The following is a 19706-nucleotide window of genomic DNA, read 5'->3' as shown; positions in this document are numbered from 1 at the left end:
GCTGCTATTAATAGAGCGGGCGAAGACATAAATCTTAAAAATAGGCCAAGGATCTTTGTCGTTTTATTCACCAAGTATGTTTACTTCACTAATTTTATCAGATGGCACAATGAAACCTCTGTCCCTCCATCTTCGATTTTTTACTAATGAATCAAATTCAGCATTATCCAATTTCAAATTATCTGCATGATCTGTAATAATAATCTGAGGTTTGATTCCTGTTTCTTTGAGAGTATTATTCGCAAATTTAACAATTTGGTCAAATAAATTATTCACTGCAGCTAAATCGTCATCAGTTTTTTCCTTTTTGCCTTCCTTCTCTTTTAATTTTGAAGCATCAAAATTGTTGCCATCGTCTACAATTGATGTTGGGAAATATACTTGACTTGGTTGGTCTAAAAACAAGATTGGTGGAAGCAAAGATTGACTACCCAGTGAGCAGAAGTATTTGTGAAGTGACATGAAAAGCGTTAAATGGCTATATAACCAATTTGCACCACTTCCCATAGAACGAAGATATATTCTTTCATATTGACCTTTTTCGTTCCAGAGTTCAAAACGATCTAATGAAAATTTAAGGTTAACTGGTTTGTATGATTCTTCAAAATCAAAATTATTACCAATTTGGTTCATTGTATTGTTTATATATGTTTCTGCATCTTTGAGCTTGTGTTCAACATTGTATTTTTCTCGGAGAGTGCTTTTAAGACTTTTAATATGATCCTTTGAATTTTTCATCTCCGTTTCTAGATTTAAACCATTTGCTGCAATCTGTTTTTCTAAAAAGTTTTCTATTTTTAATTTTACTTTTAATCCTTGTTCATCTAAATCACGATTTGCTCTCAAATTTTTTGTTATATTTTCAAGCTTTGTAATTTCAGAGTATACCCCTGTAATTTCTCTTTTAGTTTGCTTAATTTCTTGTTCAAATCTTTTTTTATCAGACTCAAAAGAATCCAATAAGTAAGTGGATTTACTTAATTCATCATTAAGCCATTTAATGGACTCAGATAGCAGATTAGCCTCAGTTAAAATACTTTCATTTGAAGTTTTACAAAAGGGGCACTGAGATAAATAAATAATTTCATCATCTTTTTCAGGAACATCGTTTAAGTATTCCTTATAATTATTTGCATACTCTACCGATGAATTTATGTCATTAAGTTTAATTTGAAGAGTTCGTTGTTGTGCAAATAAATTATTTTTACGTTCTTTTAAATTTTGCAACTGAATTAGGGCTTCATTTGATTCATAATTTGATTCTATTTTTTTAGAATTTATTTTATCTAGGTAATTTGCTGGGTTTGACAATATTGTTTTGGGTTTTTCTTTTAAACATTCATTACCAGTAATTGCAATGAATTCTTTTAATAAATTTTCAAGTTCTTCGCAGTTTTTAGCAAATTGCTCTTCAATGCTTTTTTGCTTCCTTTCCAACTGTTTTAGATTTCTCTCTTCATCTGCTAATTTCTGGTTAATTAAAAAGTATTCTTGGTTTACAAAACCAGCAAATATTTTAAATTGATCAATGGTATGTTCCCTTTTTTCTTTTTCATCAAACCTGTAAAAGATAGCATGCTTATTTGCAATTAAGTTTTGATGTTGTAGCATAAAGGGAGTCATATTTCTTATAGATGGCCTAGCTTTTTTCATTTTTGTATATTTTCGGTCTTCCAGATCTTCATCCGTGTCGACGATTTCAAGACCAAAATATCGGCCAAGTTCAAGTTTAAAATCTTTGAAATTGATGAAATAATTATCATCGAAGTAATCAATCGATAGATCTTCTATGTTGGGTAAAGAAGATTCAGTTTTCAAAAACACTGCTTTTTTTTGTGGAGTCCTTGCCAAAATGATATTGGTTTCTTTAACTGACAACACAATAAAATAAAGTTGAGCAGAATCGGTAATAATTCCTGCTGGTATAGTGAATTCAGAACTCCCAAAGCAATAATCAAATATTTCAATCATTGCACTTTTACCGGTCGATGATTTACCAGTTATTACATTAACACCAGGTCCAAACTCAACAAAATGTACTTTATCAAGTTTGTCAATCACCCCAATATATAGTAAACAGCTTTTCATAGCATTTTAACTCCCAATAATCGATATATGGCAACAATCTCTAAATCTCGAAAAACTTTATGTAAATTTGATGATGCTTTTAGCGACTTTTTCAGGTATTCTGCAGTGTTATATTCTGTCTTCAACACTTCAATAATTAAGTCATCATTGATTTTAATTATTTCATTATCCACTGCATATTGGATACATTTATTTGTTAAATCTTGATAGAGATAGACTCTCTCTTGAAGTCCAAAAAGGTTCTCTTTGTTCTTTTTCAATGTATGTATTGAACTTGTTGTTTTAGCTCGTGACAACCAATTTTTGCTGTCTTCATGCAAAACTAATGGTAACACTAAATATGCTAAAAGGAGATTTTGGGGTTTTGGAGGTATATACTTAAAAAACTCAACAATTAAAGGAGATAATACAAATGGATTGTTGTGTATTTGAGATACGCTATCTACAAATTTACTCATCCTTATCCACCTTTAATTTCCAAACAACATTTTTATCTTCATCGTTTGCCAAACCATGCAAAATTCCATTTTTAAAGAACTTTGGAGTGTCATTGAAATGTATGAACTGTGGAGCTTCTGAAGCAGTAATTGTATCATAGAAATCTTTTGAATCGCTTGTTCTGTCAGTTTCATTTGTGTTTCTTGAAGCTTTACTATAAGCAGGATTATAGGTATCCAATATTTCTTGTTCATAGTCATTATAGTGCTTTTTCTCGACAGCATATTTTTTAAATTCTTGAGAAATAGTATAATTTGTGCGTACATAATCTGAAATAGCTTTACCTTTTATCTCATGATAATCGATGTCTTCTATTTTTTTTACAAATAGGTGTTCATTGTGACTATCAATCTTATCATTATCAATGTTTAAACTTGGTTTTGGAAAAATAGTAGTTCCAGATCGAAACTGATTTACTAATGCTCTCACTTTGGAAGTAAAACCTTGATATGTAATCTCCCATCCGTCACCAATTCTAACTTCTGGTGAAAGTAAATATCCCATTAATGAATTAATATAATCATCTGCATTTGAAGATAAAACAGCTTTTCCATGTTTTTGTTTAATCATTTCATAATAAGTGGTGCTTTCTGCCGAAGAATCAAAAATTATAAATTTGTCTAAAATATCCAGTAGCTTATCTTTTTTGGTGTCATCCAAGACTGAATCAAGTAACTTTTCAGTTGATTGACTTCTATTATTTCGTTGCTGGTACTTCAGAGCAATATCATCTAATATCTGCTTTTTCTCAGACTTCAATCTATTATTCCATCCTTTGAATGATGATTTTGATCCGAATCTTTGAGTTGTTAGAAGTATTAGATTTTTATAAAAACCGGTATCAAAATTATCTTGTAACCAATTATTGATTGTTTTCCAAACATTTTCATGCAGGTCTGTTAAATCTTCGGTGTAATGTTTCACTTCTATTTGACACATACCAGAGACAGTTACATCACCATACGTCTCAATGAATATTTTTTCACCTTCAAGTAGTTCAAAACATTTGTCAATAGCAATATAGAATTGATATATTGTCCCTTCAATTGAGGGTGCTGCACTATGCTTTATTTTACTACCCATATACTCAACTTCATTTTCTCAAAACATCAATTTAGGCATATAGTATTCTACATTTTTCAAGAATATAAATTTGAATATGAACGTGTTTTATTTCATTTTATGCGTTATTACATTATTCAAAAAAATTAAATTTTCCTGAAATATAGCGATTTTGATTCAAACTATTATGCAAAGTGTTAGTTAGTTTATATTATATCAAAGTTATTGATCTTTTGAAGATACTAAAACAATTGGATGATTGGATAAATGTTGAGTTATCTATATCCAAAAGCTAGAGTAGAACCTCCCTACACCCTCGTAAATTAATGGTTCTTTGATTGCTTGATATCATGATATCGAAAAACACTAAGATTGAAATTCCATTTGCTCAAATGCTCATGTAAGGGGAGTACAATCTATTTTTGGATCTCCTCAACATCGAGTGAGTAACTAAATTAATTTACATCTGCCTTTCAATCGTCATGGAATTCAAAGAACTCATGCAAATCGCAATCGTATGACCAAAAATATCACATATCAGTTAAAGGATTGTCCAAGGGAACTATCTACAATTGCGAATATTTGCTTGTAAGAAGGAATAATTACCCACACGATCTTAAAGAGAAACTATAAATTTTATTATGCTTTTGTTCTTGAAAAAGTATTAGGGGAAAATTAATGAGAATATTGTATAAAATATTTGCCCGCAGATATGTAATTTTATTAGTGGTTTTAGCCCTGACTTTAATGTGTTCTTTTAGTGCTTATGCCTCAGATATTGCAACTCAAAATGGAACTTATGATTCTACAACAAATGAAAACATATCTAACAAAAACAACAGTCAATTACCTGATAACGATACAAATTCTACTACAAATGTTGTTACAGGAAATACTGAATCTACCGGAGATGTATTGGATATAAAGATAAATGTATTGAATCAGCTAATCCAATCTATTATTTTATTATTTACTATAATCATAACCATTGGTATCGCAATACACCAAGTTTTAGAACCAAAGTACCATCCGTTATTGAAAACATTATTATTTAAAAGAATGAATGGTTTCTTTTTAGCATTGATCTTACTTTTTTATTTTGCAGTGTTGGCAATAAATTTTTATCATACACCTACCAGTCGAGAATTAAATATTGAATTACCTATCATATTTCTCCCAATATTCTTCCTATTATTCGTATTGTACAAATTGTTATGTTATTCAAATAAATCAACTCTAATCGAATTATATTTAAAATCATTAAGTAGCTACGATATTTTTTCTGAAGTTTGTAATAAATTTGAATATCCAAAAGAAGAAAATATATCGGGTCCACTTATCGCTTTAAAACATTCTTATTATACATTTCAACACACAGATGATGATGAAAAAGTTGATTTGCCTACATTTGCAGAAAATATAAAGAGAGATGGTGAAAAGATTAGAAAATTGAATTTAGACATAAGAACTCTTGGTCAAGAGTCTGATCTTGAGTCAGTTTTTGATATTTTAGCATTAGCAATTGAAAAATCAGAATATAAATTTTTCTCAAAATGTATTGATAAAATGAATGAGAAAATATTTCCAATTTTACTTGACAATGCTCTTAACGATACGATCAAAGAGAACATTGTATTATTGATAATTGAAAATTACACAAAGCTAGCAAAAATCTCAATCCACGAAGAAAATTACCATTCTTATACAATTTTAATTCACAATTATGAAAAAATCGGGAAAATACTTATCGACACAAACGATTTTAAGAATGCAAAAAAAATAGTTGATTGTGTTGGAACTCATTCATTTGACCTTAATAGTAAAACATTCCATGTTGACTATTCTTATAAAGGAAATGACTGTATTTTTAATTTGATTAATTACTATATCGATAAAGAATCTTATGATGATCAAAAAATACAAAGATGGTTAGAAATAATAGGTGCAATTGCAGAAGATATTGTAAATGTTGACTACCAAATAAAGCATCGATCCATAAGAGACGATTATACATCAAAAACAGAATCAGATTACAATCCGGTTAACCAAATAATTAATGATTTGGAACTTCTGAATACAAAAATAATTAAAAAGATCACTCCAATAAATGATGTTTCTAAAAATGGAGAAAATCTTATTGAGACAATCAGCTTAATTTTAAAGCAGATAACCATGGAATTATTGAAACGAGATGATTACTCTACTACTTATAATGTCTATTCAGCATATGGACAAATAGCTCGGGCAGCAATTGGTAATGAAGTACATTATGCAATACATTACATTATAGATGATCTTCATAAAATCGGAAACGAAATCATCATTAAGGAGTGGCCTAATAATTCGAATGCATTATTATTTGATATAGCTGAATTAGGTGTTTTTGCTGAAAACAAAGAATTGATTAATGCATATGAACCAAAAGAATATTGGTTCTACAATTTTGCAGAAGTTTTAAAGCATTTGTATGAAAGATTTGTTGATGTTTTTGTAGAAGAGCCACACCAAAAATATCCAAGTGACTTTTTCATGGAGTTGGGGATAGTCTCTGATTCTACAAATTTTGAAAACTATTACAAATTATGCAAACCAGACGAACATATATGGGAAGATGTCAAGGAAGGACCTTGACTATGAAATTATAGTAAACTTCTAGTTCTTGTTAATGATAATAATTAAGAGTATCGTAAAAAAGAAAAAGGTCCAGAATTGGATTAATTCTGGCAAATTTTTAAGTTTAGCTTTTTCGGGGTGGACATTTGTGAAATGTTGACACCTTTAAAGCTGACAGAAGTCCAATATGATACCTTGTTTCCAGAATCATCATTAATACGATGATCCTGCACCCCTTCATTTTTCAACTTTTTGCAAAATGCATTATATTTAATGGGTATTGCACAGTTATCGGTGCACCATTCCTTAAATTTTTCATACATTTCCTGCTTTGATATTAACCCATTGGAACCGAACACAACGCAATCTTCAAGGAAAGTTTCCACTGAATTTATATTTGCTCGATATGTTTTTTCAATATCTTCGGGGGATTTTTCATAGGTAAACTTGTTATTCTTAAGTATTCGGTGTAAACCTTCAAGTGCAAGATTCAAGAATCCCGACATCTCTTCAGGAGTGCATAATTTCTGAAGCAAATTTTTATCTTCCTTTTTTCCATCAAAAGTATTTGGGAATGGGATTAAGAGCCACCGTCGGTAATACGCATAGGTTCCATCTTCAATTGGGGGCAGATTGTTGGCACTGAAAATTAATCGTGCTGTATTTTCGAATTCGAAGGAATCCTTGTATTTCTGTTCCCCATGTATCTTGTCTCCACCAACTAGCATTTTGAAAGTAGAGTCTGAATAAATCCTATGTGATGGAATATCAGGCGATATGTTCACCAATTTTCCGAATAGTCTGGCAACAGAGAATTTATCCTTATCAAGCTTTTGAAGTGATACCCCGCTGATGTTATGTTCTCCGATAAAATCTTCCAGGAATAGAAGGAATATAGATTTACCATTCCTTCCATTTCCGTATAACATCAATGCTTTTTGCAATTTTGTATCTGGTATCAGGCAGTATCCGGAATATTCAATAAGAGTTTGAGCATCTTCTTCAGAAACGACTTCGGACATGAACTTCTTAACCATTGGACAATCTGCATCGGGGTTATATTTTACTGGAATTCGAATTGTAGAATACACATCGGGTGTATGCGGTATGAATTGCCCATTATTTATGTCATAAAGTCCATTGGTGAGGTTTATAAGATGTGCATCATTGTTTAATTCGGATCTTTCTATTTGAGTTTCATCCTCAATGAATCTTAGGGCTTCTGAACGATCCTTTTCTTTGACATATTTTTGTAATAACCTGTTGACCATCCACCTTATAACTTCAACACCGTCATTGACATAAACACCATTCCTGTAGACGTAGATGTCTTTCTTACCACTCTTGCCAACAGTTAGGAATCTATAAAATTTCCTAATGTCAGATGCCAATAATGGAACATCGATGTTCTTTTTTTCATCCAAAAAATATTCGGATGGTTTGCTGTTTATTATTTCAGCATACCTCATATCCATTAATATGTCAGCAAGTTCAAATGCGGCTTCTGAAGATACTTTGTACTTTTCTTCAAGCGAACTGGCAACATAATCTTCCGTAGCACCATCGTTTACAATATTAATTCCAGTTTCTAACATCTTCTTTCCAAGAGTTTCTTCCAGCTGGTGATGTTTACAGAAGGGCTTTATATCGATATTGCTACCTTTATCATGAAGGGATCTTTGATGCCTCTTATTATATGCTTTAATGAGTTCATTAAGATTATCGATATGTTCATTACCGAGTTTATTCATTAATACATCAGCAATTGACTTCGCATTTCTTCCTTCTATGTTTCCTTCAGTAATTTGTGCTATATAGTTAGCAACGTCCATGGTTCTCTTTTTATTATATGAAAAGAGATCATCGGCTTTGATTTTGACAAAGGATGGATGAAGTTCATCCTTGTATTTTGCATAGAATTGGAAATTTTTGCCATCATATCCAATCACAAATTGCAAGTCAGAGTTGCTTGTTTTAAGCATGAAAGATGCTGAAACATCGGTTTTTTTAGGATCTCCGATATCTTTATATCCATCTTCTGGCTTACTTCCTTTTGCAGCATTATTAATTTGCGGGTTTTTGGCGAGATCCGTAAATTCTTTTTCATCAACGGGTTCAGATTTCGGATTATCAGTCATATTTGGATCACCTTGTACGTATTGCAAGATAAACAATAATCCAATAATGAGGATAGTTTTTCCCATTCCTCTTTTGTACATCCCATAATTTCATAGGTAGCGGAATATCCTTCAAGTAATTCGTCATCCGTTTCCATTTTAGCAATTAACTTTTGGATGAATGTATTTGCAATTTTCATTTTTAGCTCTGCAATTTCTATTTTTTCATTTGCAAAGTTAATCATTTCTCTTGCAGCCTCGATCATTTCATTTGCAATTTCTATTCTTTCATCTGCAACTATGATCAGATCATTTGCAAATTCTATTCTTTCTTCAACGGACATTTCATCACGATTAATCATTTTAGTCACCTTTTTATTTATCCACATTTTAAGCCTCTGCCTCATTAATATTCATGATTTCAACCGAAACATCAACAAACAATTTTAACATCGGTTTTGTTTTGGCCATCAGATCATACAATTCGGGATTCTTTTTCTTCAACAAAGCAAATTCTTTAACTAATTCATTTTCTTTCAAATTTTGACTATTTACCATTTTTATACTCCTTATATTTGTTTTGATTTATTTTGGAGTTTGAATCATGAAGATTCAATCCTATAATGGGCAGGGGAATATATATCATCTATTTAGTACGTACTAAATGTAGAGGAATACAATTTGCAAAAGATGAATTATGATATATATAAAAAAATATATGATGCGATTCCAGAAAATGGAGATCCAATAAGATACAATAAATTGTATGATAAATTAAAACCAAATCTTAAAAGGATAAAACAAATCGAAGAAAAAAAATCTCATAGAAAATTAGGAATGATGAGCAAGAGTACACTAACTAAATACTTGGACTTTTTAATTTTCGAAAATTATGTTATTCGAACTAAATTAGAAGGAACTCGTGGTGGTGGCGTAGAATATAGAAGAAATCTTGCATACAATAAAATAAATGAAATGGCAAACGACGCTACAAATACAGCATATTACCAATACATCCATCTCAATCATGCCATCACAAAAATTATTAAATTGTTGCTGATGGATTTAAAAAAATATTCCGAAACAGATAAAAAGAATCAGGGGTCGAAAGATTATAGATTAATGATAGATGATCAACTTGCACCCATGCTCAATAAATTGACCAAACATGTTGAAGAAGAACAACTGGATGAAGATGTATTCAGGTGTTTGTTGGGTGACCATAACAATTCGCTGAGATACAAAAATTACGAATATGGTTACTACAAAGATGTGCTAAGACCATTACTATATAATACAGATGCAGAAGATGAAGAGCCACTAATCCACCAAAAATTGTTATTAAAAACAAAATACAAAGATGTATCACACGATTCACTTACTGATATAGATGCTGAAGATGGGGAACCACCAGTTCACCAAAATTTGGTATTAAAAACAAAATACAAAGATGTGGAAGATAAATTACTATCTTCTATTAATAAAGAGAAAGTGAATGAAAAATAATCGGTTGTAGTTAATGTATTATCAAATTTAAATAACCTGAATGCGAGGGGTGCGATTCGAACGCACGAACTCCTACGAGAATGGGTCCTAAGCCCATCGCCTTTGGCCTGGCTGGGCAACCCTCGCACAATTGCTGTTGTTAAATAGCTATTTTACATATTAATATTACGGAAGTATTTTCATTTAAAAATATTACGAACCCCTGTGAGAAGTTTCCTAAGCCCTGCGCCTTTGACCTGGCTGGGCAACCCCCGCAAACAGAAACAATCTGTAAACTCATTTTTGATATTTAATCTTATGCAATGGATATGCCAGAATCTATTTTCTATGCACCCATATCGCAGCCCGTACAGTTCTCAATTAACAGATTCAGCCGGAGGATGTTTGAGGGACCTTATTTCCCTCAGGAACATGACCGCCACAACTACGAGCATCAGGTATATACCGATCGGAGCTGCCATCCAGACACCCATAAGACCGTATTGTTTCGGCAAAATGAACAATAAGGGGATAATGAAAATGAATATCTTACCGAAATGGATGAACAATGACGGTTTTATCTTATTCACGGACTGGTAATAGACCGCTGAGGAGATTATAATACCTTCAACGATGATCCCGAAAATGAATATTCTCATGCCTTCAGCAGCGGTTATCAACAACTCCGGATCGTTGCGATTGAAAAGCTGGATGATAGCTTCCGGAAACGTGTACAGCACAATAAATCCTGAAAGCCCTACCAAAAAACAGGATAACATTGCCATCTTTATCGCACTATAGACACGGGAATAGAGCTTTGCACCGTAATTGAAGCCGATTATTGGCTGGACACCGGCAGAAATACCCTCGAATATCATGTAGAAAATCGCGAACGAATATTCGATGACACCATAGGAAGATACAGCGACCTCTGAACCGTACTTCAGAAGCATATAGTTATAGCTCAGAACAAGCACTCCGAGAGATATCTGCATTACAAATGCAGGAAAACCGGTCTTCAATATACCTGCAATTATCTTCGGATCAGGGCTTATATCGGAAAGACGAAGCCTCAAATTTGCATAGCTGCTGAAGAAATATGCTGTGAATACAACAGCAGAAGTCACAAATGCTATCACCGTAGCAACCGCTGCACCCTGCATACCCATTCCCCAGCGCATGACGAAAAGGTAATCAAGAACAACGTTGATCACTGCACTCGCCACCATCATTTTCATCGCGAATGAAGGACGACCGTCATTACGCACAAGAGAGTCGAGACCTATGCCTGCAACAAGACCGATCGAACCTATGAACATTATACGAAGATAATCGTTAGCCATATCAAAAACAGTTCCATTGGCACCCACCAGTCTAAGCAATGGTTCGGTAAAAAATAGGCCTAAAATAGCAAAAAATGTGCTTACCACAACTATTAAAGGTAGCATATCAGAAGCAATACGGTGAGCCATTTTCTTGTTACCCTTTCCAAGCTCAATCGCCACAAGTGAAGCACCACCAGTGCCGATAAGCAAAGCTGTTGCCACCATAGCAATGAGCAAAGGGTAAACAAGCGTCACTGATGTAAGTCCAAGAGTGCCAACACCATTGCCGATGAAAAAACCATCAATTGTGATCTGAACGCCACTGATGATGAAACCAAAGACTGCAGGCAATGCAAATTTCCGGAATAACTTCCCGATACTTTCAACTGCCAGTTCGTCTTCACTCATTTCCCACGACTCCATTCAAGATTGGAAGTTATCTTTTCCCACAAGCCTCCAAAGACCTCGAACTCATCATCGTTGAGTATTTCCCTGATCTTTTCAAAGAATAATTCATCAGCAGATCTGCTCAGTTCGATCACTTCATTTCCTTCTGCAGAGAGGGTCAACCTGGATACACGTTTATCAGTGTTCGAGCGTTCGACCTCCAGCAAACCCATATCAACAAGTTTCCTGACCATGTTGCTTGCAGAAGGTTTCTTAACATCCATTGCAGATGCAAGCTCCGATATTGTAGGATTGATAAGTGACCGAACTTCCCTGAGATATAATAAAGAATTAAAGCTCACATCGGAGTACTTCTCAAGCATTTCATTTTTGTTAAGGATCTTCTGGTAGTACTTGTCGACCTTTTCAAATGAAAGTTGTACGGGCATATTGGTTAGTTAGACTAACTAATATTTAAGAATGGTGGAGAACTATCGAACAAAAAATAAAGAACAAAACAGAGATCAACGTCAAAAACAACTAAACCAAAAAAGAAGATTCACAAAATACATCAATATTATAAACATAAGACCATGCAACTGTTTATTCACATCATCAGATATCGGTAACCTGACTTGCTGACCTGAACATGAATAATGAGATCTCCCTTTCTTTGCTGTGCTCAACAATAGGTTCCGGATAGTTCGGAACCTCTACTCCACCATCCTTATCCGGTTTGTGAATGTACCGTGGTTCAACATCTGCCAGTTCCGGGATCCACTTTTTGATGTATTCACAATCTTTGTCGAACTTCTTTTGCTGCAGCCAGGGATTGAATATCCTGAAATATGGCTGAGAGTCAGCACCAGTGGAAGCAGCCCATTGCCAGTTACCATTATTCACACATGGATCATAGTCCACAAGTTTGCTTGCAAAATATCGCTCACCCCACCTCCAGTCGATATGAAGGTCTTTCACAAGGAAGGAAGCTACGATCATCCTCACACGGTTGTGCATGTACCCGGTGCTGTTGAGCTGCCTCATACCTGCATCAACTATTGGAAATCCTGTCATCCCCCCACACCACCTACTGAACTTTTTCCTGTCATTTTCCCATTCCATGGATTCATATTTTTTCCGGAATGGGTGACCAAAAACATGAGGATCATTGTATGCAAGGTGAGTGAAAAAGTCCCTCCAGTAGAGCTGTGCCACCAGTGGATGATGCAGTCCAAGCTCTTCCACTATGGCATGATATACCTCCCTTATCGAGATCGTGCCAAACTTGTTATGTGCAGAGAGTCCGGTGGTTGCATCAAGGGAGGGATAATCCCTTTCTTCATGATAATTATCGAACATGTCGAGGTTTTCGAGGATCTTCAATGCATTTTCCCTGCCCCCGTGCAAATATATGTTGCTATTATCCCGACTCAGCATTTTGTCCAGAATACCTTTATCCTCACCTCCAATGACTCCTTTGAAGAAATTACCCGAATCCATCATCGAAGGGAACTCCACAGGCAACTTAGATGATGCCTTGAAAAAAGGAGTGAATACTGAATAGTGTTTACCACTTTTTGTAATTACATCCTCAGGTTCATTGAGAAGGACATCAGGACTCTGGAAGAAAACAGCATTATGCCTATTACAGACCTTTTCTACCAGAACATCCCTTTTTTTGCTAAACGGAGTATAATCCCTGTTAACAAAGACAGCATCCACCTGCTGCTCTTCTATCACCCGTTCTACGACATCATGTGCTTTCCCATAGAATATGTGCAGATCCCCATTTCTTTTTTTGAGCTGAGACCTAAGATCCTTCAGAGATTCCACCATGAACTGGAAAGCATTTTGGCTGAAATACCTGTTATCCTCCTTCTGCCGGGGATCAAATATGAAACAAGGTATGACCTCAACTGAACTTTGCAGTGCATTTATGAGGGCTGTATTATCATCGACCCGCAGGTCCCTCCTGAAAATAAAAAGGGACCTCTGGAACCGGGACATTATTCGAGCTCCACTGCGATCTCGTTTCTCATGATCATAGGAGGGACCCAGGGAGGATTATATCGCATCAGGAACATCTCGCCTTTTGGCTTCAGCCCATGCTCTGAGAGCTTCTCCTCAAGTATGAGTCGATGAGATTCAATTTTAGAAACGGTCACATATCCTGAAAAAGATATCACGGCAAGCTTCCTGGGAGATACATCGTGGATCGATACAGCCTCATCCACAGGTAGAGGAGCGTTGCCTGAATCATAGCCTTCCGGTAAGACAAAAGACATATGCAGGACAGTGTCCTCCTGCCGGGACATTACAGGCGCAGTCATCGCGATCTTTGCATCATTTTCGTTCTTGCCGAAGATATAGTCGGAGAGTATCCTGAAACCAGAGTTCGAATCCTTTGCTTCTGCAGATATGAATGTACTTTCACCATACTGCCTTATCTCAACTCCGTTACCAACCTCTTCTATCACTGTATAATTAAGTTGTTCAGTACTCATTGAAACCCTGACCCCCACCAGAAACCATATTGCAACAAGAGCTAACATTAGCAACAATATCACAAATACTGCCCCCAATTTCTCCATGATGAATATGGGAGTGGGAACTTAATAAGTCTTTAGAAAGGAAAACAAAATGATGATAATAAAACCACAGTCATCACTCCAGGGAGCATTGGTCATAAGAAAATTAAAAGGATGCGCCGACCGGGATTTGAACCCGGGTTTAGGGCTTGGAAGGCCCCAGTCATAGCCACTAGACCATCAGCGCACTTGCATCCCCTAACTTGCATTTTTAGAATATAACCTTTTCGCCTAAACCTAATAGCAAGACAACTGTATTGCACCAGCTCCAATACGCCCGGCCACACTTATAAGGAATATGTGCTGCGAAGCTCCTTGATCTGGTCCCTTAGTGCTGCTGCCCTCTCAAATTCCAGATTTGCAGCTGCCGAATGCATCTCTGCCTCAAGATCAATGACCATATCTGCAAGCTCCATATCGGACAGGTCTTCTGCAACCTCAAGAACCTCGGACTTAACTTCCTCATATTCGGTCTCTACAAGCTCCTTCTGTAAAGCCTTCCTGATGGTCTGCGGGATTATGTTATGCTCCTTATTATACGCAAGTTGCATCTCACGCCTGCGGCTGGATTCCTTCAGGGCACCTGCCATTGAGCCAGTTATATTGTCAGCATACAGTATTACGTACCCTTCCGCATTTCTGGATGCTCTTCCGATCGTCTGTATCAGCGACCTTTCAGAACGCAGGAATCCCTCCTTGTCTGCATCAAGGATCGCAACAAAAGCAACCTCAGGAATATCAAGACCTTCCCTCAAAAGATTGATACCGACAAGAACATCGAACTCGCCTTTCCTCAGGTCCCGGAGGATCTCTGCCCTCATGAGAGTATCAATGTCCGAATGCATGTAACGCACCCGGATCCCCATCTCCAGCAAATAATCGGTCAGGTCTTCAGCCATACGCTTGGTCAGGGTCGTCACAAGAGTGCGCCAGCCGCGTTCCGTTACCTTGTTAACCTCCCCGATAAGATCGTCGATCTGATTCTCCACAGGGCGCACGAATACTTCAGGGTCCACAAGCCCTGTCGGCCTGATTATCTGCTCCACAACTGCACTGCTGAGCTCCAGCTCATAGTCCGCAGGAGTGGCTGAAACATATATTGCCTGGTTTATCTTCTGATGGAACTCATTGTACCTCAAAGGCCTATTATCAAAAGCAGAAGGTAAGCGGAAACCATAGTTGACCAGTGATTCCTTCCTGGCACGGTCACCATTATGCATCCCCCTTATCTGAGGAATGGTCACATGGGACTCATCGATCACCAGAAGGAAATCATCAGGGAAGAATTCAAGCAAAGAGGATGGAGGATCGCCCGGACTCCTGCCATCGAAATGACGGGAATAGTTCTCGATACCGCTGCAGTACCCCAGTTCACGGATCATCTCCATATCGAATTTCGTACGCTGTAGCAGCCTCTGAGCCTCAAGTATCCGATTCTCAGACTCAAGCTTTGCGACCTGACCCTCAAGCTCTTCCTCGATAGAATCCAGCGCATGCACCATCTCTTCCTGAGGCATTACAAAATGCTTTGCAGGATATATGACAATACTGTTATCCTCTTTTACAACCCCGAGTGTCTTGCCGGTCAGAGGATCAAAGGAAGAGATCCTATCGATCTCATCCCCGAACAATTCGACACGGATACCATGAGTCTCCTGTGCCGGAAACACTTCAACAGTATCCCCTTTTGAACGGAACGTGCCTTTGGCATAGTCCATTTGGTTACGTTCATACTGAATGTTGATAAGACGTGCGAACAGGTCACTCCTTTCGATCTGTTCACCCGGCCTCAGAATTACGGACATGGACCTCCATTCTTCAGGAGAACCGATGTTGTAGATACTTGAAACACTGGAAATAACAATGACGTCCCTGCGTTCGATCAGCGATTTAGTGGCTGAAAGCCTCAACCTGTCGATCTCCTCGTTCACAGAGGAATCCTTCTCAATGTAGGTATCGGTGGTCGGAAGATAAGCCTCAGGCTGGTAGTAATCATAATAACTGACAAAATATTCCACAGCATTATCAGGGAAGAACTCCCTGAACTCCGAGAACAACTGAGCTGCAAGGGTCTTGTTATGAGCAATTACAAGCGTAGGCTTCTGTACTTTCTGAATAACATTTGCAACTGTGAATGTCTTACCGGAACCGGTCACACCCAATAATACCTGATGCTTTAAGCCCTTGTTAAGGCCATCTACCAGCTTTGCGATAGCTTCTGGCTGGTCACCTTTTGGTTCATATTCAGATACAAGCTTAAAATTGCTCATCACTCTGTGAATATGTCTGTGAATATCTATAAACGTATGTATGCGACACTTTGACCCTATTCACAATACAACATGATGTAAATACATAATTACATGTCCACAACATTTGGCCACGGCATCCCACCTGCAAAAACAAGGAAAGACCAATGATAATTTACAAAAAAAGTTTCAGATCACCATTTGTAATTCCATAGAAAATAATCAAATTAGGTCAATAAAAATTATATCCTCTGCATTTGCCACACAGGAGCATATCCCTGTTGTGTAGCCTGGGCAGCAACCTCTTCCCTGTCCCCGATGTAAAGATATTCACGCTGCGTACGGTTACCACGGCGTTCCAGAAGGTTCTTACGATACATGCGGGAGAGATATGTAGAAACTGTGCTTAGCTTGATCTCGCCGTAAACGCGTTCGTAGTTCTGCTGGACCTGTTGTGAAGTGGACCAAACACGAGGATGCTCATACTTCAGGAACAGTTCAAGCCGTTCGTTGATCGTAAGCTTTGAATTGTCTACCTTGTCGCGAAGTGGTACATTCGAAACAGTATTGTTGTTAACCTGTGGGACCTGTTGTTCTGTCATAGCACCCTGAACTGGACGAACAGGAGCGAAGTTGCCAGAAGATGCAGTCGCTTGCAGCGGTTGTACTGGTTGTTGATAACAAACCGGCTGGTTCACTACAGGATTCACAACTGGATTAACTGTTTGCTGGTTTACAGGCACATAGTACTGTGGGTACTGTGGAATTTGCTGTACCGGCATCTGCACAGGCTGGTAATAAGGCTGTGCTTGTTGTGGAACTGGCATCACGGATACAGGATAGTATTGTGGTGGTACAACCTGTGGAGATTGTGAAACAACAGTTTCCGGAGTTGTCGCGGAAGTTTTTTGTGAAAATAGTTGCTGAACGTTTTGTTCAGATTGCAGATCGGAGGATGAAGAAACGGTCGAACGAGGCTGCACCTCACATAAAGTATCAATAAACTTGATAACCCGTTCTTTTACGTTCTCACCAGCAAATTCAATACTGGTGTTTTCTTTTCCTTCGTCATCGATTATTTCGAGCCGAATCTTCATCTTCTGCGCCTCTGCAGCGTATCCATCCATCCCCTCAGATCGGTGGATTCACAAACCATTCATCCCCTCAGATAATGGCTTAGCTTTTATGTGAATACAGTTTCATGCAATCGATTTGTACTTTGATAGTACAATTGCTTTGAACTGCAATACATCCATTGTACTTAATGGTATATAAATGTTGGGATATAAATACAAGTCATTATCTGTAGAATGGTAAATTAAAGCTTTTAAAACAGTTTTTTTCAAAAATAAATTGATTAAAACGCTTTAAAAAACATAGAATATAATTGTCTAAAAACAAGAAAAGCCAGAATACCAGCATATTCCAGTGAACATTCCAGTGGAAGTAAGGGGGTTTGTTTTCATACATTTTTTGCTGTGATCATCTACTTAAAATCAAAATAAAAAGTTATTAAGCCTTTAGAATATAAAATAAAAATAATAAACAGATATTAAGTACATAAAAGGTACAATTATCATTTAAATTAAAAATAAAGTTATAAAAACAAAGAGATATAGATCCAGAAGCGATCCGAACACCTGCCGCACAAACCATTATTGCCCCAGTCAGTTGCTTTTATATTATATGATGTTTATAAGGACGAAACATGACCGACGTAAGTGCAGGATCATCAACGGGAAATGATGTGACGGATATGAATTCCAACAAAATAACCCGCGAAGCAGAAGAAGTTGAAGACATGGACGTCCAGTCGATACTCAACGAGAATGAGGTCCTGAAGGTCCAGAACGAAACTATGAAAGCAAAGCTCCTTGAAGCCAACATGATGGCTAACAAGTACCTTTCAGAGATCGAAAAGCTGAAGGAGCAGTTGGACCACCTCACAACACCACCACTATTCATTGCTAGTGTCATGGAGATAGAAGACGATATGGTACTTCTGAGACAGCATGGCAATAATCAGGAAGTTATGACAAGAGTGCCACCAGGGATGCAGGGCATCATTGAACCAGGTATGCGCGTGAGCATTAATGCAGCGTTTTCCATCATATCCACGATCAGTAAGGCAGCAGATGTCCGTGCCCAGGTCATGGAACTCATCAATTCACCAGGCATTGACTACGATATGATCGGTGGCCTTGACGATGTGCTCAAGGAAGTCATCGAATCAGTTGAACTTCCACTGACCGAACCGGAACTTTTCGAGAACATCGGAATAGAACCACCAAGCGGAGTCCTCATGTACGGAAGTCCGGGAACAGGGAAGACACTGATAGCAAAGGCAGTTGCATCAAGAGCAAATGCCACATTCATCCGCATGTCAGGTTCAGACCTCGTGCAGAAGTTCATCGGAGAGGGTGCAAGGCTTGTCAAGGACATATTCCAGCTTGCAAGGGACAAGTCCCCATCAATCCTATTCATCGACGAGATCGATGCAGTCGGAGGTATGCGTACACACGACGGTACAACCGGCTCTGCAGAAGTGAACCGAACAATGCTACAACTTCTGGCAGAGATGGACGGATTCGACCCCAGCGGCAATGTCAAGATAATGGCAGCAACCAACAGGATAGACCTGCTCGACCCTGCACTCCTTCGCCCTGGCAGATTCGATCGTATAATCGAAGTGCCACTGCCGGACGAGAAAGCAAGGGAAGATATCCTTAAGATCCACACAAGGAAGATGTCACTCGAAGAAGGTCTCAACCTCGCTAAGATCGCAAACATGACCGATGGTCTGAGTGGTGCAGACCTGAACGTAATAGTCAAGGAAGCAGGCATGTTCGTTCTGAGAAGGAGAGGCGATATGATAACCATGAAAGACCTCCTTGATGCATTCGAAAAGGTCGTATCAGAAGAAGAAGTAAATGCACCATTTGGAATGTTCGTTTAAAGCGAACTTCCAACTACCTTTTAGACGATAAGTATAAATATAATCGATTGCTTTTAGGGGGTGCTGAAAAGCACTAAACCGTGTGCTCCGATAGTGTAGCACGGCCAATCATGCAGGACTCTCACTCCTGCGACTGGGGTTCGAATCCCCATCGGAGCACCACTAACTTTTTTATGATTCTACTCTTTTTGAACTCAATTTCGAAGAAATATAATTTGTGTTTGATACTAAGTATTGCTTCATGAGATCAGTTGTCCTATCAGTCAGATCCAGACAGTTCGGGCAGCAAAAATATATTAAGCACAGAACCATACATTTATTAAAAAACGTATTAAGAC

Annotated in this window: 15 protein-coding genes and 3 tRNA genes; 4 read left to right on the top strand and 14 right to left on the bottom strand. The window is 37.3% G+C overall.

What is annotated here, in order from left to right; translation table 11 throughout:
- Positions 1-63: 63 nt before the first annotated feature.
- Genes E7X57_RS04935 through E7X57_RS04925 form a run of 3 tightly spaced genes read right to left on the bottom strand, consistent with a single transcriptional unit; the run spans position 64 to position 3669 of the window.
- A complete protein-coding gene (locus E7X57_RS04935) occupies positions 64-2088 on the bottom strand; it encodes a DUF3732 domain-containing protein (RefSeq protein WP_135611105.1) in 2025 nt (674 codons plus the stop codon).
- Complete coding sequence (locus E7X57_RS04930; protein ID WP_135611103.1) at positions 2085-2546, bottom strand: three component ABC system middle component; 462 nt, start codon at positions 2544-2546, stop codon at positions 2085-2087. Before E7X57_RS04930 ends, E7X57_RS04935 begins: the two co-directional genes overlap by 4 nt.
- Entirely contained in the window at positions 2539-3669 is a 1131-nt protein-coding gene (locus E7X57_RS04925) for an ABC-three component system protein (RefSeq protein ID WP_135611101.1), read from the bottom strand. The genes E7X57_RS04930 and E7X57_RS04925 overlap by 8 nt, the downstream gene beginning before the upstream one ends.
- 657 nt (positions 3670-4326) lie before the next feature.
- Between E7X57_RS04925 and E7X57_RS04920 the strand changes: the two genes are divergently transcribed.
- Positions 4327-6279, top strand: coding sequence for a hypothetical protein (locus tag E7X57_RS04920; RefSeq protein WP_135611099.1), 1953 nt, complete (start codon positions 4327-4329; stop codon positions 6277-6279).
- Between the two features lie 83 nt (positions 6280-6362).
- Here the strand turns inward: E7X57_RS04920 and E7X57_RS04915 are convergent, their stop codons facing one another.
- The 3 genes from E7X57_RS04915 to E7X57_RS12430 are packed head-to-tail and all read right to left on the bottom strand — an operon-like array spanning position 6363 to position 8936.
- Positions 6363-8399: a phage/plasmid primase, P4 family gene (locus E7X57_RS04915; RefSeq protein ID WP_167880898.1), complete on the bottom strand. Its 2037-nt coding sequence runs from the start codon at positions 8397-8399 to the stop codon at positions 6363-6365.
- A complete protein-coding gene (locus E7X57_RS04910; RefSeq protein ID WP_167880897.1) occupies positions 8396-8785 on the bottom strand; it encodes a hypothetical protein in 390 nt (129 codons plus the stop codon). Before E7X57_RS04910 ends, E7X57_RS04915 begins: the two co-directional genes overlap by 4 nt.
- Positions 8769-8936: a hypothetical protein gene (locus E7X57_RS12430; protein WP_167880896.1), complete on the bottom strand. Its 168-nt coding sequence runs from the start codon at positions 8934-8936 to the stop codon at positions 8769-8771. The genes E7X57_RS04910 and E7X57_RS12430 overlap by 17 nt, the downstream gene beginning before the upstream one ends.
- Positions 8937-9059: 123 nt before the next feature.
- Here E7X57_RS12430 and E7X57_RS04905 point away from each other — a divergent pair, with 123 nt between their 5' ends.
- Complete coding sequence (locus E7X57_RS04905; protein ID WP_135611093.1) at positions 9060-9884, top strand: hypothetical protein; 825 nt, start codon at positions 9060-9062, stop codon at positions 9882-9884.
- 41 nt (positions 9885-9925) lie between these two features.
- Here the strand turns inward: E7X57_RS04905 and E7X57_RS04900 are convergent.
- From E7X57_RS04900 to E7X57_RS04865, 8 genes are all read right to left on the bottom strand, one after another.
- Positions 9926-10010, bottom strand: a tRNA-Leu gene (locus E7X57_RS04900).
- 230 nt (positions 10011-10240) lie between these two features.
- On the bottom strand, positions 10241-11596 hold the full coding sequence (locus tag E7X57_RS04895) for an MATE family efflux transporter (protein ID WP_135611090.1): 1356 nt from the start codon (positions 11594-11596) through the stop codon (positions 10241-10243).
- Positions 11593-12024: a MarR family winged helix-turn-helix transcriptional regulator gene (locus E7X57_RS04890; protein ID WP_135611088.1), complete on the bottom strand. Its 432-nt coding sequence runs from the start codon at positions 12022-12024 to the stop codon at positions 11593-11595. The genes E7X57_RS04895 and E7X57_RS04890 overlap by 4 nt, the downstream gene beginning before the upstream one ends.
- Positions 12025-12190: 166 nt before the next feature.
- On the bottom strand, positions 12191-13582 hold the full coding sequence (locus tag E7X57_RS04885; RefSeq protein ID WP_135611086.1) for a deoxyribodipyrimidine photo-lyase: 1392 nt from the start codon (positions 13580-13582) through the stop codon (positions 12191-12193).
- Entirely contained in the window at positions 13582-14079 is a 498-nt protein-coding gene (locus E7X57_RS04880; protein ID WP_167880895.1) for a heme-binding protein, read from the bottom strand. Before E7X57_RS04880 ends, E7X57_RS04885 begins: the two co-directional genes overlap by 1 nt.
- A gap of 199 nt (positions 14080-14278) precedes the next feature.
- A tRNA-Gly gene (locus E7X57_RS04875) sits at positions 14279-14350 on the bottom strand.
- 100 nt (positions 14351-14450) lie between these two features.
- Positions 14451-16433, bottom strand: coding sequence for an excinuclease ABC subunit UvrB (gene uvrB, locus E7X57_RS04870; protein ID WP_135611082.1), 1983 nt, complete (start codon positions 16431-16433; stop codon positions 14451-14453).
- Positions 16434-16654: 221 nt separating this feature from the next.
- Positions 16655-17539, bottom strand: coding sequence for a BlaI/MecI/CopY family transcriptional regulator (locus tag E7X57_RS04865; protein WP_135611080.1), 885 nt, complete (start codon positions 17537-17539; stop codon positions 16655-16657).
- A 581-nt stretch (positions 17540-18120) separates the two neighbouring features.
- On the opposite strand from E7X57_RS04865, the gene E7X57_RS04860 reads away from it, so the two are divergent.
- Both E7X57_RS04860 and E7X57_RS04855 read left to right on the top strand, forming a co-directional pair.
- Complete coding sequence (locus E7X57_RS04860; RefSeq protein WP_210409027.1) at positions 18121-19368, top strand: proteasome-activating nucleotidase; 1248 nt, start codon at positions 18121-18123, stop codon at positions 19366-19368.
- 84 nt (positions 19369-19452) lie between these two features.
- A tRNA-Glu gene (locus E7X57_RS04855) sits at positions 19453-19530 on the top strand.
- Positions 19531-19706 lie beyond the last annotated feature (176 nt).

It is taken from the genome of Methanococcoides sp. AM1, from assembly GCF_900774055.1.
Classification (GTDB): domain Archaea; phylum Halobacteriota; class Methanosarcinia; order Methanosarcinales; family Methanosarcinaceae; genus Methanococcoides.
Note: the sequence above shows the minus strand (reverse complement) of the source record. Positions and strands in the feature narration are given on the sequence as shown.

Bases quoted from the DNA above. Each gene is read 5' to 3' on its own strand.
- E7X57_RS04935 (WP_135611105.1), bottom strand. From the start codon at position 2,088: ATGAAAAGCTGTTTACTATATATTGGGGTGATTGACAAACTTGATAAA.
- E7X57_RS04930 (WP_135611103.1), bottom strand. From the start codon at position 2,546: ATGAGTAAATTTGTAGATAGCGTATCTCAAATACACAACAATCCATTT.
- E7X57_RS04925 (WP_135611101.1), bottom strand. From the start codon at position 3,669: ATGGGTAGTAAAATAAAGCATAGTGCAGCACCCTCAATTGAAGGGACA.
- E7X57_RS04920 (WP_135611099.1), top strand. From the start codon at position 4,327: ATGAGAATATTGTATAAAATATTTGCCCGCAGATATGTAATTTTATTA.
- E7X57_RS04915 (WP_167880898.1), bottom strand. From the start codon at position 8,399: ATGACTGATAATCCGAAATCTGAACCCGTTGATGAAAAAGAATTTACG.
- E7X57_RS04910 (WP_167880897.1), bottom strand. From the start codon at position 8,785: ATGAGGCAGAGGCTTAAAATGTGGATAAATAAAAAGGTGACTAAAATG.
- E7X57_RS12430 (WP_167880896.1), bottom strand. From the start codon at position 8,936: ATGGTAAATAGTCAAAATTTGAAAGAAAATGAATTAGTTAAAGAATTT.
- E7X57_RS04895 (WP_135611090.1), bottom strand. From the start codon at position 11,596: ATGAGTGAAGACGAACTGGCAGTTGAAAGTATCGGGAAGTTATTCCGG.
- E7X57_RS04890 (WP_135611088.1), bottom strand. From the start codon at position 12,024: ATGCCCGTACAACTTTCATTTGAAAAGGTCGACAAGTACTACCAGAAG.
- E7X57_RS04885 (WP_135611086.1), bottom strand. From the start codon at position 13,582: ATGTCCCGGTTCCAGAGGTCCCTTTTTATTTTCAGGAGGGACCTGCGG.
- E7X57_RS04880 (WP_167880895.1), bottom strand. From the start codon at position 14,079: ATGAGTACTGAACAACTTAATTATACAGTGATAGAAGAGGTTGGTAAC.
- uvrB (WP_135611082.1), bottom strand. From the start codon at position 16,433: ATGAGCAATTTTAAGCTTGTATCTGAATATGAACCAAAAGGTGACCAG.
- E7X57_RS04865 (WP_135611080.1), bottom strand. From the start codon at position 17,539: ATGGATGGATACGCTGCAGAGGCGCAGAAGATGAAGATTCGGCTCGAA.
- E7X57_RS04860 (WP_210409027.1), top strand. From the start codon at position 18,121: ATGACCGACGTAAGTGCAGGATCATCAACGGGAAATGATGTGACGGAT.